Source organism: Corynebacterium simulans (assembly GCF_001586215.1).
GTDB classification, from domain to species: Bacteria; Actinomycetota; Actinomycetes; order Mycobacteriales; family Mycobacteriaceae; genus Corynebacterium; species Corynebacterium simulans.
In genome coordinates this window covers 1,444,412-1,462,187 of sequence record NZ_CP014634.1, presented here as the reverse complement: position 1 = coordinate 1,462,187, position 17,776 = coordinate 1,444,412, and the positions used below count along the sequence as shown (strand labels likewise).

Sequence of the window (17,776 nt, the reverse complement as noted above, 5' to 3'; positions counted from 1 at the left end):
TGGAGTGCTCTCTAGTAGGGGGACACCGTGTAGAATAGCTAAAGTCTTAGATTTTGCTATAGCCAAAAGGAGTACACGTTTCCGTGGCTGAAGAACACGCATATGGTGCTAGTTCCATTACCATCCTGGAGGGCCTCGAAGCCGTCCGTAAGCGTCCGGGTATGTACATCGGTTCCACCGGCGTACGCGGTCTCCATCACCTGATTTGGGAGGTCGTGGATAACTCGGTCGATGAGGCCATGGCTGGTTATGCCTCCAAGGTCGTCGTCAAGCTGCTCGCCGATGGCGGCGTTGAGGTCATCGATGATGGCCGCGGCATCCCTGTGGAGATGCACGCCTCCGGCGCACCAACCGTCCAGGTTGTCATGACCCAGCTGCACGCTGGCGGTAAGTTCGACTCCGATTCCTACGCAGTCTCCGGTGGTCTGCACGGCGTCGGCATCTCCGTTGTGAATGCTTTGTCTACTCGCGTTGAGGCAGAGATCAAGCGCAACGGCAAGCACTGGTATCAGAACTTCTCTAACGCCATCCCAGATGAGTTGGTGGAAGGCGGCAATGCGCGCGGTACCGGTACTACGATCCGTTTCTGGGCCGATCCAGAGATCTTCGAGACCACGGATTATGACTACCAGACCATCGCACGCCGCTTGCAGGAGATGGCCTTCCTGAACAAGGGCCTGACCATCGAGCTTATCGACGAGCGCGTTACCGAGGAGCAGCTCGAGCTCGAGGCAATTGCCGACGCCGAATCCGGCGAGACCGCCCTGGACGCTGAGTCCTTTGACGACGTCGACGTCGATTCCGAAGTAGACGGCCCGAGCGAGGACAAGCCGGCAAAGAAACTGCAGAAGAAGGTTGTCTACCACTACCCAGACGGCCTGATTGACTACGTCAAGCACCTCAACAAGACCAAGACCGCCATCCACCCCACCATCGTCGCTTTCGACGTCAAGGGCGAGGATCACGAAGTCGAGGTCGCTCTGCAGTGGAACCAGGGCTATAAGGAGTCCGTCCACACCTTCGCCAACACCATCAACACCCATGAGGGTGGTACCCACGAAGAGGGCTTCCGTGCAGCGCTGACCTCCTTGATGAACCGCTACGCCAAGGAGCACAAGCTGGTCAAGGAGAAGGACGGCAACCTCTCCGGCGATGACTGCCGTGAGGGTCTTTCTGCCGTCATTTCCGTCAAGGTCAGTGACCCACAGTTCGAGGGCCAGACCAAGACCAAGCTCGGCAACTCTGAGATTAAGGGCTTCGTCCAGCGCGCCGTCAACGAGCACGTCAACGACTGGTTCGATGCCAACCCGGCAGAGGCAAAAGCGATTATCAACAAGGCCGTTTCCTCCGCGCACGCACGCGTCGCAGCGCGTAAGGCCCGCGAGATGGTGCGCCGTAAGTCCGCCACCGACTTGGGCGGCCTGCCCGGCAAGCTTGCCGATTGCCGTTCTAAAGATCCGAAGATCTCCGAGCTTTACATCGTGGAGGGTGACTCCGCAGGCGGCTCCGCAAAGGCCGGCCGTGACTCCATGTTCCAGGCAATCCTGCCGCTGCGCGGCAAGATCCTGAACGTGGAGAAGGCACGCATGGATAAGGTTCTAAAAAACGCCGAGGTCCAGGCGATCATCACCGCTTTGGGCACCGGTATCCACGAAGAATTCGACATCTCCAAGCTGCGCTACAACAAGATCGTGCTGATGGCCGACGCTGACGTTGACGGCCAGCACATCGCGACGTTGCTGTTGACCCTGCTCTTCCGCTTCATGCCGCAGCTGGTTGAGGATGGCCACGTCTACCTGGCTAATCCGCCGCTGTACAAGCTCAAGTGGGCAAAGGGCCAGCCGGGCTATGCCTTCTCCGACGCCGAGCGCGACAAGCTGCTGGCAGAAGGCCTCGAAGCTAATCGCAAGATCAACAAGGACGATGGCATCCAGCGCTACAAGGGCCTGGGTGAGATGAACGCATCCGAGCTGTGGGAGACCACACTCGACCCAACCACCCGTATCCTGCGCCGCGTGGATCTGGAAGACGCACAGCGCGCCGACGAGCTCTTCTCCATCCTGATGGGTGACGATGTCTCGGCTCGCCGCTCCTTCATTACCCGCCGCGCGAAGGACGTTCGCTTCCTGGACGTGTAAAGCCAAAGGCTTTACACGAGCCAGAAAAAACTTGCGCCCTGCACTTCCTCGAATGGGAGAGCAGGGCGCTTTCTGTAATTTGGCCTTAGATGTCCAAATCGATGCCGTGCAGGGTGACCGTCTCAGAAAGATCGGCGCGGCCCGGCTCTACGTTGAACACGGGGCTGTCTTCGTCCGCCTTACCGAAGGCGATGGCGACGACCATCTTCTGCTCCTCATCAATGCCGAGGAACTCGCGGGTGGTCGGCGCCATGAGCGAAATCATGCCCAAAGGGGTTCCGTAATAACCGTGGGCACGCAGGGAAAGCAAGAAGTTTTCTGCATAAGTGCCCTGATCGAAGGCAGCACGAATGCGATCGCCCATTGGTGGGATATAAAGAAGTGCTGCGTGCGGGGCGCCAAAGAAGCGGAGGTTTTCGCGCACGAACTCGGTGCGGCCCTCCTTATCCTCACGGGCGATTCCTAGGATGCCGTACATTTTCTTTGCCAGCTCAATGGAACGGGAAGGGTGCACGCCCTCGCCGTAGTCCAAGGTGAAATCCGGGTTGATGCCGTTTTCATTGAACTCGGAGATGAGCGCATCAGAAAGCTCGCGGAGCTTCTCACCGCTAACCACGTGCACGTCCCATGGCTGCGTATTGGAATTAGACGGTGCAGACTGGGCGTCGATAAGCACCTGCTTAATAACCTCTGCCGGAACTGGTTCTGGCAGGTAGGCGCGGGCGGAGTGGCGGCTGCGGATGAATTCAGAATAGTTATTGCTTGAAGTCATGCGCGCCAGACTACACCTTCTTACATATGGGGTTACATATGCTTTTGCAAAATGCGCGCGAGCTCCGGAATCTGGGGCTCAATAATTTTGGCGATCTTGCTGCGTAGGGAGTTATAGGTCTTCACCAGCGCCGGATTATTTACCTGGTCTGCATTACGATCAGCCACACCCAAGATGGAATCTGCCACCTCTTTGTCGTTTCCGGCCAGGTAGGTGCCGAAATCCTCCTGCGGGGAGGTCTCGAACTCCTGCCAGTAGGATTCCATCTCGCCGAGGAGATCCGGCAGGGCGCGGTTGATCCCTTTTGAGACGATGTCGGCGTCGACCTTCTTCGCCGCGGCCACCGCGCCCTTGATGGCCATGCCGGTGATGCCGGATTGTTCGGAGACAGTGTTATCGACCAAGGAAACAAGCGCGGTGACAACGCTGGTGCGGGTTGGCTCTTCCAGGAGCTGGGAAAGATTAGACATGGCAGTAATCTTACTGAAACCCGAATGCGGCAATTAGCCCTTCAGAGCAGCAATCTGATCTGCAAGTTGGGTTAAGCCATTGTCACGAGCAAGACGCTCGAGGTCGAGGTTCGGGACGCCCTGGGTAAGAAGTGCCGGAGCGAAATCGGTCACCAGCTTGAAAATAAGCGCGGCGCCAGCGACGGAACCGCCGATGATGATGCCCAAATCGAGTGGGGAAGAGCCGGTGAGAGAGGAAGTTTCCTTGCCTTGCTTGAAATTAGGATTGACCTGGTTTTCCCAGGTGTTGGTGGTCTCAGGGGTGCTGGAGGCGGCGGTTGCGGCTGGGGTGACAGCGGTGCTTAGGGATACTGCTACTACGCCCGCAGCGATGGCTTTCTTCAGAGACATGTCTTCCTTTCCTACGCGTTGCATTGACGCTTCAGTCATTCCTCAAGGCCAAGCCGCGCGGATATTCGAGGGAATAGTTAAGTGTTACCAGCTATAACTTACATAACTCGGGCAACAAAGGATAGGTCAGCGCAGGCTAAGACGTGATTCCGTCTCCATGAATACTCGGGCGCTAAGTGCTGCGAAGGCGCGGTTGTGCTTATTAAGGGCTGGATAAGCCACCAATATCTGCTGCATCGCATGAGCTGCTTGCTGCCGGTTTGCGTGGACGGGGATGCCATCAATTTGGGCATTTGAGACGCTCGCGGCGGCAACTAAAGCGCCAAAGTTAGTCACCGTGGTTTTGTGTTGCGCGCAGAATTCGCGCGCGATGAGAAGGAGCTGCTCTGCAGTCATGGGCGAGCCCTGCGGATTTCTGCCTCGAGCTCGGCGCGGCCGGGCAGGAGCTGGCGTGCGGCGTCTTGGACCGCGGCGTCGGAAAGCGTGCGCGCCGCAGCCGCCACAACTGCACGCACCACCGCCTCGTGCTTGGAGGTGCCTTGCGCGGAGGCCAGGAGGGTCAGCGCATGATCCTGTTCCGCTGTAAGACGAAGAGTCATAGCCATGGCCCGATGGTATCACCGCGGTATCACTAGCGCGGCGCAGACGGCGGGAGAGGGGCGCAGAGGGTAGAATTTGCCGTTATGAGTGACCAAAATGACGATCTCTTTGATCGTATTCAACCGATTGATATCAACGAGGAGATGGAGTCGAGTTACATCGACTACGCCATGTCCGTCATCGTCGGCCGTGCTCTGCCAGAGGTACGCGACGGCCTGAAGCCGGTGCACCGCCGCATCCTGTACGCGATGTTCGACTCCGGCTACCGCCCCGAGCGCGGCTACGTGAAGTCCGCTCGCCCGGTCTCGGACACCATGGGTCAATTCCACCCGCACGGTGACTCCGCAATCTATGACACGTTGGTGCGCTTGGCGCAGTCCTGGAACATGCGCTACCCGCTGGTCGACGGCCAGGGTAACTTCGGTTCCCGCGGCAACGACGGCCCAGCGGCAATGCGTTACACCGAGTGCCGCATGACCCCGCTGGCCATGGAGATGGTCCGTGACATTCGCGAAAACACCGTTGATTTCTCCCCGAACTACGACGGTAAGACCCAGGAACCGGACATCCTGCCTTCCCGCGTTCCGAACCTGCTGATGAACGGCTCCGGCGGTATCGCCGTCGGCATGGCCACGAACATCCCGCCGCACAACCTCAACGAGCTGGCTGAGGCTATCTTCTGGCTGCTGGATAACCCAGAGGCTTCCGACGAAGAGGCGCTGGCAGCCTGCATGGAACGCGTGAAGGGTCCGGACTTCCCAACCGCCGGCCTCATCGTTGGTGACCAGGGCATCAAGGATGCTTACACCACCGGCCGCGGCTCTATCCGTATGCGCGGTGTGACCTCCATCGAGGAGTCTGGCTCCCGCCAGACCATCGTCATTACCGAGCTGCCGTACCAGGTTAACCCGGATAACATGATCTCCAACATCGCGGAGTCCGTGGCCAATGGCAAGATCGCCGGTATCTCCAAGATTGAGGACGAGTCCTCCGACCGAGTTGGCATGCGCATCGTGGTCACCCTGAAGCGCGATGCCGTCGCTCGCGTCGTGCTCAACAACCTCTACAAGCACTCCCAGCTGCAGACCTCCTTCGGCGCCAATATGCTCTCCATCGTCGATGGCGTGCCGCGCACCCTGCGCCTGGACCAGATGCTGCGCTACTACGTTGCGCACCAGATCGAGGTCATCGTTCGCCGTACCCAGTACCGCCTGGATGAGGCCGAAAAGCGCGCCCACATCCTGCGTGGTTTGGTCAAGGCCCTCGATATGCTCGACGAGGTCATCGCGCTTATCCGCCGTTCCCCAACGGTCGACGAAGCGCGAGAAGGGTTGAAGGAGCTTCTCGACGTCGATGATGTACAGGCAGACGCCATCCTCGCGATGCAGCTGCGTAAGCTGGCAGCCCTGGAGCGCCAGAAGATCATTGACGAGTTGGCTGAGATCGAAGAGATCATTGCTGACCTCAAGGACATCCTCGCCCGCGAGGAACGCCAGCGTCAGATTGTCCACGACGAGCTCGCTGAGATCGTTGAAAAGTACGGCGATGAGCGCCGTACCCAGATCGTGGCCGCTTCTGGCGACGTCACCGACGAGGATCTTATCGCCCGCGAGAACGTGGTCGTCACGATCACCTCCACTGGCTACGCAAAGCGCACCAAGGTTGATGCCTACAAGGCGCAGAAGCGCGGCGGCAAGGGCGTGCGCGGTGCGGAACTCAAGCAGGACGACATCGTCAAGAACTTCTTTGTCTGTTCCACACACGACTGGATCCTCTTCTTCACCAACTTTGGCCGTGTTTACCGCCTCAAGGCTTATGAGCTGCCGGAGGCAGGCCGTACCGCACGTGGTCAGCACGTGGCTAACCTGCTGGAGTTCCAGCCGGAGGAGAAGATCGCACAGGTCATTCAGATTCAGTCCTACGAGGACGCTCCTTACCTCGTCTTGGCCACCAAGCAGGGCCGCGTCAAAAAGTCCCGCCTCACCGATTACGAGTCCGCACGTTCTGCCGGTCTAATCGCCATCAACCTCAACGAGGGTGATGCGCTCATCGGCGCGTCCCTCGTCGACGAAGGCGATGACATCCTGCTGACCTCTGAGCAGGGCCAGGCCATCCGCTTCACCGCTGACGACGACCAGCTGCGCCCGATGGGCCGTGCTACCGCCGGTGTGAAGGGCATGCGCTTCCGCGACGATGACCAGCTTTTGTCCATGTCCGTGGTTCACGATGGCGAGTACCTGCTGGTTGCCACCTCCGGCGGCTACGGCAAGCGCACCGCTATCGAGGAGTACACGCCACAGGGCCGCGGTGGCTTGGGCGTTATGACCTTCAAGTACACCCCGAAGCGCGGCAAGCTCATCGGCGCTATCTCCGTCGATGAGGAAGACGAGATCTTCGCTATCACCTCCGCTGGGGGCGTCATCCGCACCGAGGTAGGCCAGATTCGTCCTTCCTCCCGCGCCACCATGGGCGTGCGCCTGGTCAACCTCTCCGACGACGTCGAATTGCTTGCAATCGACCGCAACGTTGAGGACGATGGTGAGGAAGACGCTCAGGCTGTGGCCAAGGGCGAGAAATCCGTTGAGGACGTTCAGCAGGAACACCTCAAGGTTGCGGATTCCAAGAACGCAGCAGATAGCGAGGAGTAATCCATGGCAAGACGAGACGTAACCCTTACGCGGATCTCACCGATTTCGGCCTTCCGCGTGGGCTTGGCGATGTCCCTCGTCGGGCTTATCGCATGGCTGCTTGCTGTGTGCCTGCTTTACTTCGGCCTCGATCAGGCGGGAATCTGGGATTCCCTCAACAGCCTAGTCGGCGGAGTGGGCGGCGCCTTCGAAGTGACCTTCGGTGTGGTCTTGTCTATCTCTGCTCTCTTCGGCGCAATCGTGGCGGTGTTCAACATGCTGCTAGCGCCGCTGCTCGCGGTACTTTATAACGCCATCGTGGACGTCTTCGGTGGTTTCAAGCTGGGTATCCAGTCTGGTCATGGCTAAAGCCCGAGCCTGCTAGCCCACATCGAACCGGCATCGTCTTTTAGGTTCAAATTCTTAAGAGACGGTGCCGGTTTCGCTTTTTAAACAACCTGCTAAAACCTTGGCTGCGCTGGCGATTTGTGTATTTGCCGGATCGGTATGTAAAGTTACATCTCGTTCCGCACAGGGGCCTATAGCTCAGTCGGTTAGAGCGCATCGCTGATAACGATGAGGTCGCAAGTTCGATTCTTGCTAGGCCCACCACGGAACAATGGGGCATTAGCTCAATTGGTAGAGCATCTGCTTTGCAAGCAGAAGGTCAGGAGTTCGATTCTCCTATGCTCCACAGCCCGGAACCCGGCACCGTAATGGTGTCGGGTTCCTTTGTTGCTTCGGGGCGTGCACCGTTCCTGACACGGGGCTAAGTAGCAAAATTTCGTCCGCATGCCCTTCTGCTACTTTGCCCGAGGTGACTAATGGGTAGACACTCATTGGAAACGCCCGGTCGCAAGAAAAAAGACCCCGCCACCTCAGGAGTTGGAATCCTTAACGTGGTGAGCGGAGTCCTCAACGTTGCGAACGCAACAGCGAAGTTTGGCTGTCAACCCATGGTTGACTTGTTTAGTCTCCTGTCGGTAGACTACCGTTATGAAGCGAAACGCCGTCATCAAGAAATTGAAAGCGGAAGCTAAGCGGCGTGGTCTTGAATTTGAGGAAATCGCCCTATCGCGCCATGACGCTTATCGGGTAGGCAGCACAACCCGAACCTTAGGTAGGCACCGTGAGATTGACGATGTGACAGTCAAGAAGTTTTTCGACCAATACGCCCAAGAATTAGGGAAAGGCTGGTGGAGGTAATGACCACGACATACACAGTAACCGCAGAACGCGGAACCAGCGGAGTATGGGTGCTCGAATGCGCCGAACTAGGGGCAGTGTCCCAAACTAAGCGGCTGGCTAATGCTGCCGACGAGATGCGCGAAGCACTGGCCTACCAGGCAGGTCTAGACCCAGACGAACTCAACATTATTGTTGATGTCGTTCTTCCACCGGACCTTGCGGAAATGAAAGCTCGCGCCGAAAAAGAACGCGAAGAAGCGGCACGACTGGCCGCTGCGGCACAGGCAAGCACTCATGACCTCGCTGTTGCAATGAGAAACGCTGGAATGACCGTACGAGATATGGGAACAGTCCTCGGCGTGTCTTACCAGCGCGCCCAAAAGCTCGCAGCATCCTAAAAGGAGGACATTACACTGACAGCGAAAGTTGCCCAGCACGCGCATGATACACACGCGTACTGGGCGTTTTTATCGGCCGGTGGACTCGTGTGCGTTAGCCGCGCGTGACGGTGGGCTTTCAAGGTCGTCCCCAGTTGGTGATGTGGGCGGCGTTAAACGGCTCGGCCTGGTCGAGGATCTGGCGTCTAATCTTGGCCGCTTCGTGTCCGAAAAGTCCAGTCCGGGCGTATTTTTGCAGCGTGGTCTCGCGCAAGATACGTGTGCTGGCGGTAAAAAACTGCGCGGGTGGTAGTACTTAAGTTTCTTTCTACGAGGCCATCATCATGATCGGCGAGATCGGCGGCGATGCCGAAGAACATGCCGCACGCTACATCAAGGAGCACGTGACCAAACCGGTGGTGGCCTACATTGCTGGATTTACCGCGCCGGAGGGCAAAACCATGGGGCACGCAGGAGCGATTGTCTCTGGAGGATCCGGAACCGCAGAGGGCAAGATGGCGGCGCTTGAGGAGGCCGGCGTGAAGGTCGGCAAGACTCCGAGCCAGGCGGCGCAGCTTCTCCGGGAAGCGCTGAAATCTGCCTAGCAGATGCTTAACAAATAAAGCTTCATTGCTAGAATTAATTTCATGACCGAGAAGGATAAGAAGTGGCTCGATGAGGAGGAACTCGCTTCCTTTGTATCCCTCATGGGAGTCACCATCCGCTTAACCAACATTCTGGATGCCCAGCTGCGTGACGACGCCGGCTTGAGCTTCTTCGAGTACACCGTTCTGTCTCGTCTTTCTGAGTCGGAGAACCGTGAGATGCGCATGCGCGACCTTGCGTACACGGCGAACGGCTCGCTCTCACGGCTTAGCCAGGTGGTCACGCGCTTGGAGAAGCAAGGTTGGGTTACGCGCCGTCCAGATCCGAATGATGGCCGCACCACGCTGGCGCAGCTTACCGACGCCGGCTGGGACAAGGTTGTCGCCACCGCGCCTGGGCACGCCGCCCAGGCGCGTCGTTCCGTGATGGACAACCTCACTCGCACGCAGGTGCGCCAGCTCAACCAGATCAACGATCGCATCCTCGCGGCCATCGAGAGCGATGAACGCTACGGCGGGCGTTACTAGGCCTTATTAGCTCGGCGGCAGGCCTCTGCGCGCCGAGACGGTCTTGTCGAAAGGAATCCAAAAGCGCAATGGCGCTTGTTTATTCTTGCTGATGCCAATTCGCGGCCCGCAGACCCACTCCGGCTCTTGCTCACGCTCGGTGAGTTGAATTGGCGTGCCGTTATCTTCCAGCGTGAATCCCAGTGCTTTTCCGAGGTTTCCCGGCCCACGGGCGAGGTTATGGAAGTCGGTGGTGCCGCGGCGTCGGAAAGCGAGCTCGGTACCTTCGGTGACCTCGCCTCCGCGTAGCAGACATCCTTGGCCCGTGCCCTCCGGGGCGCACACGATGTTGCCGTTGCGGTGGATGCCATAGGAGGCATAGACGTAAAGGCGCCCGGGCGGGCCGAACATCGTGGCGTTGCGCGGGGTTGGGCCGTTGTACGTGTGCGCGGCGGGGTCTTTGGCGCCGAGGTAGGCCTCGACTTCCGTCAGGCGGATGCTGACGCCGTTGAAGGTGAGAGTTGCCCCCAAGAGTTGGGGCGCAACGACATCTGCGGGGGCCGAGAAATCAATCATTAGCCCCGAGAGTAGTACTGCTTGCCCGGCTGTGGGTTGGGGACAAGGGTATCGAGGCTGACCGGCTCGAGGCCCTTGGCGCGCAGGCCGTCGATGACGCAGCTGGCAGCATTAACCGTGGTGGCGTGGATATCGTGCATGAGGATGATGCCGCCCGGCTGCGCGCCGCTGACTGCAGCGCTGCATACGTGCTCGGAGTTGCGGTCCTTCCAGTCCAGCGTGTCCACGGACCACATGGCCTCGGCTTGGCCGTTGGCTTTGGCCGCGGCGTCGACAGTGCCGTTTGTGGCGCCGTACGGTGGGCGTAGCCAACGAGGGCTCTGGCCGGTTGCTGCCTTGATGGCGCCGGCACCCGCCTTGATTTCCCCGTCTATGTCGCCGGCGGCGAGCTTGTTCAGTTCGCGGTGCGTGTTGGTGTGGTTGCCGATGGTATGCCCCTCTGCCTGCATGCGGCGCAGCAGCTCTGGGTGGGCTGTGGCGTTAGGGGCGAGCACCATGAAGCTGGCGTGTGCGTGTTTTTCGCGCAAGGTGTCGAGCAGCTGGTTGGTTAGGGTGCTGGGGCCGTCGTCGTAGGTGATGGCGACGCAGTTGGAGCAGTCAGACTTTTGCGTCGGTGCAGGTGCTGGGCTTGGGGTGCGCTTTTGCGGCGCAGGTTTCGAAGAACCGAGCTCTGGTGGCAAGGAGTTTAGGAAGTCGTTATTGAGTTTCTCGGCTTCTTGCTGGAGGTTCGGCAGCTGCATCTGCGGCAAGTTGGGGACCGGGAAGGGCGATGCCGGCGCTGCGTGGGCTGAGACTGGAAGTGCGGCGGTAAGTAAGAGTGCAGCGGTAGCGGCAGCGAGGCGGCGCATGCAAAAGCCTTTCTAACGAGGGTGTTTCTGTTCCTAGATTATGGTCACCGCCGTTTCTAAAAACCGTAGTGACACGCAACCAGAGTGAAAAGAGTTAACTACTGCGACTGATGGGACTCCCGGCCGGGCCAGCGATTTTCTTTCTGCGATACCCCTGGGGTAGCATTAAACGCACTGGGGCATTAGCTCAATTGGTAGAGCATCTGCTTTGCAAGCAGAAGGTCAGGAGTTCGATTCTCCTATGCTCCACAGCCCAGAAACCCGGCACCATTCGGTGCCGGGTTTCGTCGTTCCTGCGTTGCCCTCGGCCCGCCGCTTCCGAGACTCGCTTCTGCATCCCCCACAAAGGGAGCCAAGCAAAGGGACCACCCTCGAAGAGAGGAGAAATGAAGGAGAGAAGGGGAGGAAGCAGCGCGATCAGCTTTGCGTCGGCTTGAAGCGTTTCACCAACACAATGTGGCCTTCCGCCTCATCGACGGGCTCGAAGCCTAAGTGCAGGTAGAGGCGATGGGCGCGTTCGTTTGCTATCGCTACCGAGAGGGAGACACCAGGGGCTCCTTTCTCGCGGGCGAGGTTGGTGGCGGCGTCGAGAAGCAGTGTACCCACGCCCTGGCCGCGGAAGCGCGGCTCGACGGCGAGTGCGAACTCAGGGATTCCTTCGGCGACGTGGCCGTACCCATGGCGATCCTTAGTTCCCCAGTTCAGCCAGACTCCACCGGCCGGAATGGCTCCTGACCAAGCAATGAACCCGCCGCGAGAAGGATTCCAGCCGCGCAGATAGTAATCAAAGTCGGCCTCGAATTGCGGGGTGAGTTCTTTGTGCTCATCGCCGAAAGTGTCAGTGAGGAAGTTTAGTCGTGCCAAGTAAGTACGGTCTGCTTCGGTGAGATGGCGCAGTTCGAAATCAGGCATGGTGGCCAGCCTAGTGGCCGTGCTCCCATTGCGCATAAGCCTTGGCATAGCGGCCGCCGAGCGCCATGAGGGAGGCGTGGTCGCCGTCTTCGACGATTTCTCCTTGCTCCATCACGATGATGCGGTCCGCCTCACGAGCCTGGTCCAAGCGGTGCGCCACCACTAGGCAGGTGTGCCCGCGGGTGACGGCCCGGGCGGCTTCCTCAAGCACGGCGGCGTGTTCAGAGCCGGCCTCTGAGGTGGCCTCATCCATGATGAGCACCGGCGGCTGGCGCAGCACCATGCGCGCCAGCGAGATCTGCTGGGCGGCTTCGGCGCCCATCTCTTCGTTGCCGGCGCCGATGCGGGTATCGAGACCGTCGGGAAGCCAGCGTGAACCTTCCTTCAAGCCGACCTCGTGTAGGGCTGCCCATAGCTCTGCGTCGCTGGCAGTAGGTCGCGCGAGCAGAAGATCCTCGCGCAGCGTGCCGGAGAAGAGGTGGACTTCCTGCGTAATCAGCGCGACGTGCTCGGTCACCCAGGTATTGGGCACTGTTGCGGTGTCGACGTTGTCAAGGCGGATGCTGCCCGCAGTGGGGTATTGCAGCCCGGCCACCAGTGCGGCCAAGGTGGATTTGCCTGCACCTGAGGTGCCCACCAGCGCGGTCGTGGTGCCGGCCGTCAGTGTGAGGCTAATGCCGTCTAAGACCTTGGCGCCGCCGGGGTAGGAGTAGCTCACGGCGTCGATATGCACCGCGGGGGCTTGCCCAAGCGGCGCTACTTCCTTGGTTGGCACGTCAGCGCCCAGCAGAGCCAGCGCTACAGCGCGGCCCAAGGAAGTTGCCGAATGCTGAATTTCCCCAGCGAAGAACAAGATGTTGAAAACGTGCATCTCTAGGCGCATGACCAGCAAGACCGCGGCCGTGGCCTGGCCTTGTGTGAGCCAACCCCAGGCCACCATGGGCACTGACATGGAGAGTGAACCGAGGAGCAGCACACCGAAAGCAATGCTGCCTTGGCCGATGATGCGGTTGATAAGCGGCACCTTATCGCCCCAGGCCTGCACGGTATTCCAAGAATAGTTCTCCATGCGGCGCGTGGCCCAGCCGTCGAGGCGGAAAATCCGGAGGGTCTCCAATGCGCGAATGGTATCGAGCAAGACGTTGTTGCGGCGGGCCTCTACGGTGGAGACGGCATTGGCCACGGCGGGGATATCGCGAATCGTTCCCTTGATAAACGGATACATCACGGCGGCTGCGAGCATGCACAGCAAAAGGTAAGCCGGGTGGATGAAAGCCATGGTTAGGAAAGTAAGCGGCAGAATGAAGATGGTGACGGCAAGGCGCTCACCCATCATGGCCACTGCCGTGACCACGGTGTCGATGTCCTTAGACAAGCGCGTGATCACGTTGCCGGTTCCCAGCTCCATCACGCGCGGCACGGGAGCGCGCAGCACCGAGTCGAGAGCTGCGGTACGCAGATCCACAGCCAGTCGGCGCGTGCGGGCGTTGATGAGATAGCCGCCGAGCGCCCGGCCGCTGACCTCAACGAGGAGGCAGGCTGCGATGATCCATAGTGCAGCAATCATCGCCTTGCGCCCAGAGCCAATCACAGGGACTTCGCCACCCTGGATGATATCCACGAGGCGGCCGAGTACCTGCGAGCCCAGGTTCATCATCAGGATGGTCAGAGTGAAGATGCCGAATACCAGCGCCAGCTTCGCCTTCGACGGTGCGGAAGGCAGCGTGCGAAGGAACTGCCAGGACTCACGGGCGGAGGCAGGAGCTAGGGCATCTGCTGCGGGTTTACTCATAGTTCTAGCACCTCCTTCGCGTTAGCCGCCCACGTCGACGCGCCGCTGATTACGACGGTGATCTGGTCCTTGCGCAAGCACGCCACGCGCTCAGCTACCGTCGCGAGTGTTAGCGAATCCAAGCCCGTAGTGGGGTTATCAAGCACCAAGATTTCTGGGTCCGCGGCAAGCGCGCGGGCAAGCGCAACGCGTTGGCGTTGACCGCCCGATAGGTTCAGTCCAGCCTCCCCAATGGGAGCATCCGGCAAGGCGCCATTGTCATCGAAGCCACCGAGACGAGTGACAATGTCCTCGCAGGCCGCGGCCTCAAGCGCCGCGCGAACCTGCGATGCCGGGATGTTGCCGAGCGGATTGATGTTATCGGCCAGCGTTCCCTCCAGCACGGAAATCCGGTGCGGCGGGCACAGGGCGCCGTGGGCAGAAAGGCGGGACATGGTGGCGTCGACAAGCGCGCGCCCTTTGGTGGTCCCCGGTACCCAGACCTGCAAGCCAGGGCTTAAGGAAAGCGCATCGCCGTGCTTTGCGACGTCCCTTTTATCCAGGTCCTCCAGCAACTCACCGATGCGCTCCACGGAGGCCTGGGCCCGCGCCCACGCCTCGGTGAGATGGCCCAGCGCGATCCCAAGGACGTTGAGCGCCGGTGGGGCGAGCATCGTGATACTCATCATCCCACCTGGGGAAATATTGCCCAGGTACATCTGCCATGAGGTCCATGCGAGCAGACCGATGGTAAATGCGGTAGGTACCATCTGGCGCAACCAGTTCAACCAGACGCTAAGCCTTAGCTCGCGCAGCATTGCGTCGAGGGCGGTGTGTGCAGCGGTGCCAAAGCGTTGCTTGGCCACCTCGTTAGCGCCTAGACCTTTAATAACGCGGGAGCCCTGCGCGTAGTCCGTTGCGAGCGAAAGCGCCGTGTTTTCCTTGTGGCGGCGGGCTGCCGCCACTCTCGTCAACGGTTTTGCGGTGGCCCAAGATACCGCCGCGGTGACGACGGCACCTATCAAAAGCACGATGGAAACCACGGACGAGATCGGCGCTAGGCTGAAAATCGCGCCCAGCAGATAGCCCACCATGGTCAGCGGAAAGTTGAGCACCTGCTTGAGCTGGCCGATGTAATGGGAATCCTCGTCCATCGTGTTGAGCAGGCGGCCTGGGTTAAGTCCGGAGGTAGAAGAGCGGAGCAGCTTCTCCAGCAGCCCGAGCCGCAGCGTATGCGTGGTGCGGGCCTGGCTGAGATCGGTGAAGGCATCCGCGGTGGCCTCGGCGAGATAGACGATGAAAAGCAGCAGTGCGGTCAACGCCACTGGAATGGCGAGTGTGCGCCAGGAAGGGGCGCTGAATGCGTATTGCGTGGCTTGGCCAATAACCACGGAGACAAGCGCGCCCAATGGCGCGTTGATGGCGGCGGAGATGAGAATGCCGGCCACGCCCACCGGCTGCGCAAAGAGCAGGCGCCGGGTTGCGCTGCGGGGTTTAGACCAATTGGTGGTTTCGGTGAGAGAGGTCTCCCCGGCGGGTGGCTGGCTTGGCAGGTACCAAGACCAGGTTTTCATGCGAGGATAGACAGTCATAGCTGCTTATCCTATAAGAAAAGGCTGCCTTCCTTTGCTCGGATTATCCGGAAAGAAAGGCAGCCTTAGCAGGTTTTATGCTCTGCAGGTTTTATGCAAGGTGGTAATTCGATACGTCGTATCCAGAGAACTCGCGGTCGATACCGTTGTCATCAACAGAACGGAAGATAGTGCCGTTCTCAATTGCAAAGCGGAGATTGTCAACACGATGTGAAGGATCCCCGCTGACGGAGCCGGCTGGGAAGTAGTAGGTCGCTCCGCTCTTGAGCTTGACAATGAGAGACTCGAAGCTCATTTACTCTCCTTGAGATAGGTTCGAAATACTCAAGAATTCAATCAGCTCTAGGTCTCTTAATCAAAGAATTGAGATCAAGACAACTTGAGCGCTACCCCCTTGCTCGGGGGATATTACTACTCCTGCTCGTCAGTCTGCAGGCGGTGCTTGCCCTCGTCCTCGCGGTCATCGGTGATGCGGGAGGTATCGGCCTCAGCGGCCGCAGCTTCTTCCTTGTGCTTTGCCAGCTGCTCATCGATGGAGCCCAGCAGCTCCTCATCGCGCTCGACGACGCCCTCTTCAGCGAGGTCGGAATCCTTCTTGAGGTCCTGCTCGGAGGTGGAAGTGTAGACCAAGGTGGAGCCCTCAGCCGCTGCGTTTGCGCCGCCACCGAAGTCCTCAACGCGAGGTGGAACCTCGGAAGGAGCTTCCTTGCGGATCTTGAAGAAGTAGTAAGCGCCGCCGGCAACTGCGGAGACAAGAGTCAGAATAAGAGCGAATGGCCAGAACTTGGAGCCCTTGTCTTCCTTACGGAAGTTGACCTTCTTTGCCTTATTCAGCTTCTTTGCGCTCTGCTTCTGCGCCTTTTTTGCGGCCTTACGTACAGCCTTGGATTGCTTCTTTGCCTGCTTCTTGGTCTTCTTCTGCGCCTTCTTGGCATCCTCGCGAGCCTCTTCGAAGCGTTCAGATGCCTGCTTGCCAGCTTCCTGGCCGCGCTCCTTGAGCTCAGCGATGGTGCGCTCGAGACGCTCGTGGGCAGCCTGGGTTACAGCACCGGCGTTGCGGCGTGCCTCTGGGAAGAGATCCTTGCTGCGGCTTTCCGCACGTGCGGCGGCGCCTTCAAGGGCGGCATAAGCTTCGAGTTCTTTTTCCTCGCGGTAATCCTTGAAACGGCTCCATAGATTGTTCGCTAGACCGATGGAGGCGGAAATTGCGGTGGGGTTCATCCCAGATGCTCCTTAAATTAGTTTATGGTGCGCTTCACCCCAGCGTAGTGACGGCGCGAGGGCCCCGCCACTATAGCGTTTAATCCTTATGTGGATTTCCTAGCGTGCGAGGACGCGATCCGAAAGGATGCGCGCCACGCCAACGTTGCCGGAGTGGGTCAGGTGGTTGAAGAAATTATGCGGCTCCGCAAACTCGTAGACGCCTCCCATCCAGCGCATGCCGGTCGGCGCACACATATTGTGGTCGATGGTGGCCGAACGTAGGTCAAAGTAGTCCACATGGTTTTCCTGGGCGGCCTGGAACATCGCATGGTTAACGTTGTCTTCGATGGTGCGTACGCTGCCCAGTGCGGAGAGGTTAGCGCCTAGGCCTGGGTTCTCCTTGATGCGGATTGGGCAAATGGAGCCGTTTGCCGCAGAGAAGGCTGGGTAGCCCACCAGGGTGATCTTGGCGTTTGGGGCGGCAGCGCGGATGCGGTTTATCTGATTGCGCATCGCGTTCTTATAAGCCGTGCGGTTCGGGTCAAGGATGAAGTTCGTGTTGACGACGTCATTGAAGCCGAACTGGATCAGCACGTTGCGCGTGCCCGGGTTGAGGGTGTGGGTATCCACTGCGTGGCCTACCTGCTGGACAAAGTCCGAACGCGGCGTGGAGCCAGCAGCGGTAGCGCCGGAGCAAGCGTAGTTGATGACGCGCTGGCCCGAGGCGCGGCCGAGCTCGCGGCCAACGTTGGATGCGCCCTGCGGGCAACCCTGTGGGCTCGGAGCGCCTGGGTCGCTGCCGATCTTCATGGCGCTAGACAGCTCGGCAATGGGGGAGCCGATTTGATCGAAGGTGGGGTTGGCAAAAATGGAGTCGCCGAAGAGGACCGTCTCAGATTGCTGAGCCGATGCGGCTGCCGTTCCAAGAGCTGCGGTGGTTACTACTGCAGCGCAGACAGCAGAGAGCTTGGTCAAAATCTTATGTTTTTTCAAGAGAGAGCCTCGATGTCGTTTGCGTTTGGAGCTGGTCGCAACTTGTTTAAGAGAGGTGGTATAGACAAGTCTGACATTGGGAATTGGCCTTGATTTTACTGCTTTTTCAGGCCAGTTACCCCCGCCGCCACGCCTTCTAGGTAGACAGCTTGGTTCATTTTGGGCGATTTTTATTCGCGCTAATAAACGTTAACCCCGCAGGCAGAA

19 protein-coding genes, 3 tRNA genes and 1 pseudogene are annotated in these 17,776 nt (G+C 59.3%); 10 read left to right on the top strand and 13 right to left on the bottom strand.

The window, feature by feature from the left end; all coding sequences use genetic code 11:
- Positions 1–83: 83 nt before the first annotated feature.
- On the top strand, positions 84–2,138 hold the full coding sequence (gene gyrB / locus WM42_RS06910) for a DNA topoisomerase (ATP-hydrolyzing) subunit B (RefSeq protein WP_062036505.1): 2,055 nt from the start codon (positions 84–86) through the stop codon (positions 2,136–2,138).
- An 85-nt stretch (positions 2,139–2,223) separates the two neighbouring features.
- On the opposite strand, the gene WM42_RS06905 is transcribed toward gyrB, so the two are convergent.
- The 5 genes from WM42_RS06905 to WM42_RS06885 all read right to left on the bottom strand — a co-directional run bounded on the left by WM42_RS06905 (position 2,224) and on the right by WM42_RS06885 (position 4,375).
- Entirely contained in the window at positions 2,224–2,910 is a 687-nt protein-coding gene (locus WM42_RS06905; protein WP_082787646.1) for a nitroreductase, read from the bottom strand.
- A 32-nt stretch (positions 2,911–2,942) separates the two neighbouring features.
- Positions 2,943–3,380 (bottom strand): DUF6918 family protein, encoded by a 438-nt coding sequence (locus WM42_RS06900; protein WP_062036503.1) that lies wholly within the window; start codon positions 3,378–3,380, stop codon positions 2,943–2,945.
- A gap of 33 nt (positions 3,381–3,413) precedes the next feature.
- A complete protein-coding gene (locus WM42_RS06895; RefSeq protein ID WP_062036501.1) occupies positions 3,414–3,770 on the bottom strand; it encodes a hypothetical protein in 357 nt (118 codons plus the stop codon).
- Positions 3,771–3,896: 126 nt separating this feature from the next.
- On the bottom strand, positions 3,897–4,166 hold the full coding sequence (locus tag WM42_RS06890) for a hypothetical protein (RefSeq protein ID WP_062036499.1): 270 nt from the start codon (positions 4,164–4,166) through the stop codon (positions 3,897–3,899).
- Positions 4,163–4,375: a hypothetical protein gene (locus WM42_RS06885; protein WP_062036497.1), complete on the bottom strand. Its 213-nt coding sequence runs from the start codon at positions 4,373–4,375 to the stop codon at positions 4,163–4,165. The genes WM42_RS06890 and WM42_RS06885 overlap by 4 nt, the downstream gene beginning before the upstream one ends.
- 78 nt (positions 4,376–4,453) lie before the next feature.
- Between WM42_RS06885 and gyrA the strand changes: the two genes are divergently transcribed.
- The 8 genes and pseudogenes from gyrA to WM42_RS06845 all read left to right on the top strand — a co-directional run bounded on the left by gyrA (position 4,454) and on the right by WM42_RS06845 (position 9,695).
- The gene (gene gyrA / locus WM42_RS06880) at positions 4,454–7,018 is read left to right on the top strand and encodes a DNA gyrase subunit A (protein ID WP_062036489.1); all 2,565 of its coding nucleotides are present in this window, start codon (positions 4,454–4,456) and stop codon (positions 7,016–7,018) included.
- Positions 7,019–7,021: 3 nt separating this feature from the next.
- Positions 7,022–7,366, top strand: coding sequence for a DUF3566 domain-containing protein (locus WM42_RS06875; protein ID WP_062036487.1), 345 nt, complete (start codon positions 7,022–7,024; stop codon positions 7,364–7,366).
- A gap of 166 nt (positions 7,367–7,532) precedes the next feature.
- Positions 7,533–7,609 (top strand) — tRNA-Ile (locus WM42_RS06870).
- Positions 7,610–7,618: 9 nt separating this feature from the next.
- Positions 7,619–7,691: transfer RNA gene (locus tag WM42_RS06865), tRNA-Ala, on the top strand.
- 302 nt (positions 7,692–7,993) lie between these two features.
- Positions 7,994–8,203: a hypothetical protein gene (locus tag WM42_RS06860; protein ID WP_005325312.1), complete on the top strand. Its 210-nt coding sequence runs from the start codon at positions 7,994–7,996 to the stop codon at positions 8,201–8,203.
- Positions 8,203–8,583: a hypothetical protein gene (locus WM42_RS06855; RefSeq protein WP_061925555.1), complete on the top strand. Its 381-nt coding sequence runs from the start codon at positions 8,203–8,205 to the stop codon at positions 8,581–8,583. The genes WM42_RS06860 and WM42_RS06855 overlap by 1 nt, the downstream gene beginning before the upstream one ends.
- Before the next feature lie 311 nt (positions 8,584–8,894).
- Positions 8,895–9,167: pseudogene (locus WM42_RS06850) on the top strand (succinate--CoA ligase subunit alpha); the annotation flags it as partial.
- Positions 9,168–9,209: 42 nt separating this feature from the next.
- Positions 9,210–9,695 (top strand): MarR family winged helix-turn-helix transcriptional regulator, encoded by a 486-nt coding sequence (locus WM42_RS06845; RefSeq protein ID WP_061925562.1) that lies wholly within the window; start codon positions 9,210–9,212, stop codon positions 9,693–9,695.
- Positions 9,696–9,701: 6 nt separating this feature from the next.
- Here the strand turns inward: WM42_RS06845 and WM42_RS06840 are convergent, their stop codons facing one another.
- On the bottom strand, positions 9,702–10,250 hold the full coding sequence (locus WM42_RS06840; protein ID WP_062036482.1) for a DNA-3-methyladenine glycosylase: 549 nt from the start codon (positions 10,248–10,250) through the stop codon (positions 9,702–9,704).
- A complete protein-coding gene (locus WM42_RS06835) occupies positions 10,250–11,098 on the bottom strand; it encodes a polysaccharide deacetylase family protein (protein ID WP_062036480.1) in 849 nt (282 codons plus the stop codon). Before WM42_RS06835 ends, WM42_RS06840 begins: the two co-directional genes overlap by 1 nt.
- A gap of 176 nt (positions 11,099–11,274) precedes the next feature.
- On the opposite strand from WM42_RS06835, the gene WM42_RS06830 reads away from it, so the two are divergent.
- Positions 11,275–11,347: transfer RNA gene (locus WM42_RS06830), tRNA-Ala, on the top strand.
- Between the two features lie 168 nt (positions 11,348–11,515).
- On the opposite strand, the gene WM42_RS06825 is transcribed toward WM42_RS06830, so the two are convergent.
- The 6 genes from WM42_RS06825 to WM42_RS06800 all read right to left on the bottom strand — a co-directional run bounded on the left by WM42_RS06825 (position 11,516) and on the right by WM42_RS06800 (position 17,551).
- Positions 11,516–12,010: a GNAT family N-acetyltransferase gene (locus tag WM42_RS06825; RefSeq protein ID WP_062036478.1), complete on the bottom strand. Its 495-nt coding sequence runs from the start codon at positions 12,008–12,010 to the stop codon at positions 11,516–11,518.
- A gap of 10 nt (positions 12,011–12,020) precedes the next feature.
- Positions 12,021–13,802, bottom strand: coding sequence for an ABC transporter ATP-binding protein (locus WM42_RS13855; RefSeq protein ID WP_062036476.1), 1,782 nt, complete (start codon positions 13,800–13,802; stop codon positions 12,021–12,023).
- Positions 13,799–15,373 (bottom strand): ABC transporter transmembrane domain-containing protein, encoded by a 1,575-nt coding sequence (locus WM42_RS06815; protein ID WP_062036474.1) that lies wholly within the window; start codon positions 15,371–15,373, stop codon positions 13,799–13,801. Before WM42_RS06815 ends, WM42_RS13855 begins: the two co-directional genes overlap by 4 nt.
- A 91-nt stretch (positions 15,374–15,464) precedes the next feature.
- Positions 15,465–15,668, bottom strand: coding sequence for a hypothetical protein (locus WM42_RS06810; protein ID WP_062036471.1), 204 nt, complete (start codon positions 15,666–15,668; stop codon positions 15,465–15,467).
- Between the two features lie 116 nt (positions 15,669–15,784).
- Complete coding sequence (locus tag WM42_RS06805; RefSeq protein WP_062036469.1) at positions 15,785–16,594, bottom strand: DUF4366 domain-containing protein; 810 nt, start codon at positions 16,592–16,594, stop codon at positions 15,785–15,787.
- Positions 16,595–16,693: 99 nt separating this feature from the next.
- The gene (locus WM42_RS06800; RefSeq protein ID WP_235591224.1) at positions 16,694–17,551 is read right to left on the bottom strand and encodes a GDSL-type esterase/lipase family protein; all 858 of its coding nucleotides are present in this window, start codon (positions 17,549–17,551) and stop codon (positions 16,694–16,696) included.
- Positions 17,552–17,776 lie beyond the last annotated feature (225 nt).

Excerpts from the sequence above, each read along its gene's own strand:
- WM42_RS06905 (WP_082787646.1), bottom strand. The coding sequence starts at position 2,910 with ATGACTTCAAGCAATAACTATTCTGAATTCATCCGCAGCCGCCACTCC.
- WM42_RS06900 (WP_062036503.1), bottom strand. The coding sequence starts at position 3,380 with ATGTCTAATCTTTCCCAGCTCCTGGAAGAGCCAACCCGCACCAGCGTT.
- WM42_RS06895 (WP_062036501.1), bottom strand. The coding sequence starts at position 3,770 with ATGTCTCTGAAGAAAGCCATCGCTGCGGGCGTAGTAGCAGTATCCCTA.
- WM42_RS06890 (WP_062036499.1), bottom strand. The coding sequence starts at position 4,166 with ATGACTGCAGAGCAGCTCCTTCTCATCGCGCGCGAATTCTGCGCGCAA.
- WM42_RS06885 (WP_062036497.1), bottom strand. The coding sequence starts at position 4,375 with ATGGCTATGACTCTTCGTCTTACAGCGGAACAGGATCATGCGCTGACC.
- gyrA (WP_062036489.1), top strand. The coding sequence starts at position 4,454 with ATGAGTGACCAAAATGACGATCTCTTTGATCGTATTCAACCGATTGAT.
- WM42_RS06875 (WP_062036487.1), top strand. The coding sequence starts at position 7,022 with ATGGCAAGACGAGACGTAACCCTTACGCGGATCTCACCGATTTCGGCC.
- WM42_RS06860 (WP_005325312.1), top strand. The coding sequence starts at position 7,994 with ATGAAGCGAAACGCCGTCATCAAGAAATTGAAAGCGGAAGCTAAGCGG.
- WM42_RS06855 (WP_061925555.1), top strand. The coding sequence starts at position 8,203 with ATGACCACGACATACACAGTAACCGCAGAACGCGGAACCAGCGGAGTA.
- WM42_RS06845 (WP_061925562.1), top strand. The coding sequence starts at position 9,210 with ATGACCGAGAAGGATAAGAAGTGGCTCGATGAGGAGGAACTCGCTTCC.
- WM42_RS06840 (WP_062036482.1), bottom strand. The coding sequence starts at position 10,250 with ATGATTGATTTCTCGGCCCCCGCAGATGTCGTTGCGCCCCAACTCTTG.
- WM42_RS06835 (WP_062036480.1), bottom strand. The coding sequence starts at position 11,098 with ATGCGCCGCCTCGCTGCCGCTACCGCTGCACTCTTACTTACCGCCGCA.
- WM42_RS06825 (WP_062036478.1), bottom strand. The coding sequence starts at position 12,010 with ATGCCTGATTTCGAACTGCGCCATCTCACCGAAGCAGACCGTACTTAC.
- WM42_RS13855 (WP_062036476.1), bottom strand. The coding sequence starts at position 13,802 with ATGAGTAAACCCGCAGCAGATGCCCTAGCTCCTGCCTCCGCCCGTGAG.
- WM42_RS06815 (WP_062036474.1), bottom strand. The coding sequence starts at position 15,373 with ATGACTGTCTATCCTCGCATGAAAACCTGGTCTTGGTACCTGCCAAGC.
- WM42_RS06810 (WP_062036471.1), bottom strand. The coding sequence starts at position 15,668 with ATGAGCTTCGAGTCTCTCATTGTCAAGCTCAAGAGCGGAGCGACCTAC.
- WM42_RS06805 (WP_062036469.1), bottom strand. The coding sequence starts at position 16,594 with ATGAACCCCACCGCAATTTCCGCCTCCATCGGTCTAGCGAACAATCTA.